Source organism: Sphingomonas sp. CCH9-E2 (assembly GCF_001557215.1).
Taxonomy (GTDB): Bacteria; Pseudomonadota; Alphaproteobacteria; order Sphingomonadales; family Sphingomonadaceae; genus Sphingomonas.
In genome coordinates this window covers 1-1,730 of the sequence record NZ_LSJM01000131.1, presented here as the reverse complement: position 1 = coordinate 1,730, position 1,730 = coordinate 1, and the positions used below count along the sequence as shown (strand labels likewise).

At 68.4% G+C, this 1,730-nt stretch carries 3 protein-coding genes; 2 read left to right on the top strand and 1 reads right to left on the bottom strand.

Annotation, left to right across the window (positions count from 1 at the left end; translation table 11 throughout):
- Nucleotides 1-60 precede the first annotated feature (60 nt).
- Nucleotides 61-576 carry a hemerythrin domain-containing protein gene (locus AX681_RS07065; RefSeq protein ID WP_066656658.1) on the bottom strand — a complete coding sequence of 172 codons (516 nt, stop codon included), beginning with the start codon at nt 574-576 and terminating at the stop codon, nt 61-63.
- A gap of 159 nt (nt 577-735) precedes the next feature.
- Here AX681_RS07065 and ruvC point away from each other — a divergent pair, with 159 nt between their 5' ends.
- Together ruvC and ruvA are read left to right on the top strand one after the other, a co-directional pair.
- Nucleotides 736-1,236, top strand: a complete 501-nt coding sequence (gene ruvC, locus AX681_RS07060; RefSeq protein WP_066656657.1) for a crossover junction endodeoxyribonuclease RuvC — start codon at nt 736-738, stop codon at nt 1,234-1,236.
- A 43-nt stretch (nt 1,237-1,279) separates the two neighbouring features.
- On the top strand, nt 1,280-1,730 hold a 451-nt coding region (gene ruvA / locus AX681_RS07055), incomplete at its 3' end, for a Holliday junction branch migration protein RuvA (RefSeq protein WP_066681991.1).

Genomic DNA, 1,730 nt, shown 5'->3' with positions numbered 1-1,730 from the left:
GCCGTCCTCCCCCTCCGTCGCCTTCGGCGCCACCTCCCCCTGGCGGGGGAGGATCAGTGTTCACGCCGCCCGCTCGTCCGCCCCATCCATCCCAAGCATCGCGCGGATGCGCCAGGCGTCGGCGGCCCAGTTCGTCCCCTGCGAAAACGGCACCGATGCCAGGCGCGGCGCATCCTCCAGCAACGGGAACAATTCGCGCTCCTCGCGATCCAGCCGGTCGGCCACCTCCGCGCTGCGCAGCCGCACCGCGACCGCATAGGCACGCCAGTCGCGCACCACCGCTTCGGGCGGGAACTGGCGCGTGTGCGCCGCAAACTTGGCATAATCCGCCGCCGTCGACTGACAGAAGCGCTCCGCCACCGCGCGCGCCGCCGGATCGGCGTGCAGCCGCAGGCGCGGATAGATCATCCGGTCTTTCAGCGTCAGCGTCCGCAGCAAGCTCCGGCTGAACCGCCAACGCGCCTCGTTCAGCTCGGTCAGGCAGGGCGGGTCCAGCCGCCGGGCGATCGCCGCCATCTCTGCAGTGCATTCCCGCAACCGGCGATGTTCGGCGAAAAACTGATCGAGATTGGACACGGCGAAACCCGCTTTCTTGACTCCGGAACGATGGGCGGCCGCTTCACGCTGCCGGGACAGGCTGGCGCACCGTCCTTTTGTCTTTTAGGGCGCGGTGATGGTTAGAGGTCAGGCAACCAGTCGAAAACCGTTACGCAGCCGGTTCTTCCGGGTTGGACGATGACGAGCCAGCGCCTGATCCTCGGCCTCGACCCCGGGCTCGGGACCACCGGCTGGGGCCTGATCCGCGCCGACGGCAATCGCCTCAGCCATGTCGCCAATGGCCAGCTCAAGACCGATGCGAAGGCGGCGCTGCCCCAAAGGCTGGCGCATCTCGACGCGATGCTCGCGGCGCTGGTCGCCGATCACGCCCCGGATGGCGCGGCGGTGGAGGAGGTGTTCGTCAACTCCAACCCGCAATCGACGCTGAAACTCGCCCATGCCCGCGGCGTCGCCATCGCCGCGGTCGCGCGCGCGGGCCTCGATGTCGGCGAATATGCACCGCGCCTGGTCAAGAAGGCAGTGGTCGGTACCGGCACCGCCGAGAAAGCGCAGGTCCACGCAATGATCGCCCGCCTGCTGCCCGGAACGAAGATCGCCGGCGCTGACGCGGCCGACGCGCTCGCGGTCGCGATCTGCCATGCGCATCATCTGGCGAGCGCGCGGGCACTGGCGCGCTGATTATCGCTTCCCTCGTGGCGGTCGTTCCGCTTATGTCCCGGTCATGATCGCGCATCTCAATGGCCATCTCGCAGCAACCGGCATCGACCATGCGGTGATCGACGTGAATGGCGTGGGCTATCTGGTCGGCGCGTCGGCGCGGACGCTGGCGGCACTTGGCGCGATCGGTGAGTTCGTCACGGTCCACACCGAAATGCTGGTCAGCGAAGATTCGATCCGCCTGATGGGCTTTGCCAGCGCCGAGGAGCGCGACTGGTTCCGCCTGCTCACCGGCGTGCAGGGAGTGGGGGCGAAGGTCGCGCTCGCGATCCTCTCGATCCTGTCGCCGGCCGAGGTCCAGACCGCCATCGCCCGCGCCGACGCCGCGATGGTCGCCCGCGCCAATGGGGTCGGCCCGAAACTGGCTCAGCGCATCGTCAACGAACTGAAGGACAAGGCCGGCGGCGTGGCGATCGGCGGCCTTGTCCTTCAGTTCGTTGACGATGCGCTGAGCC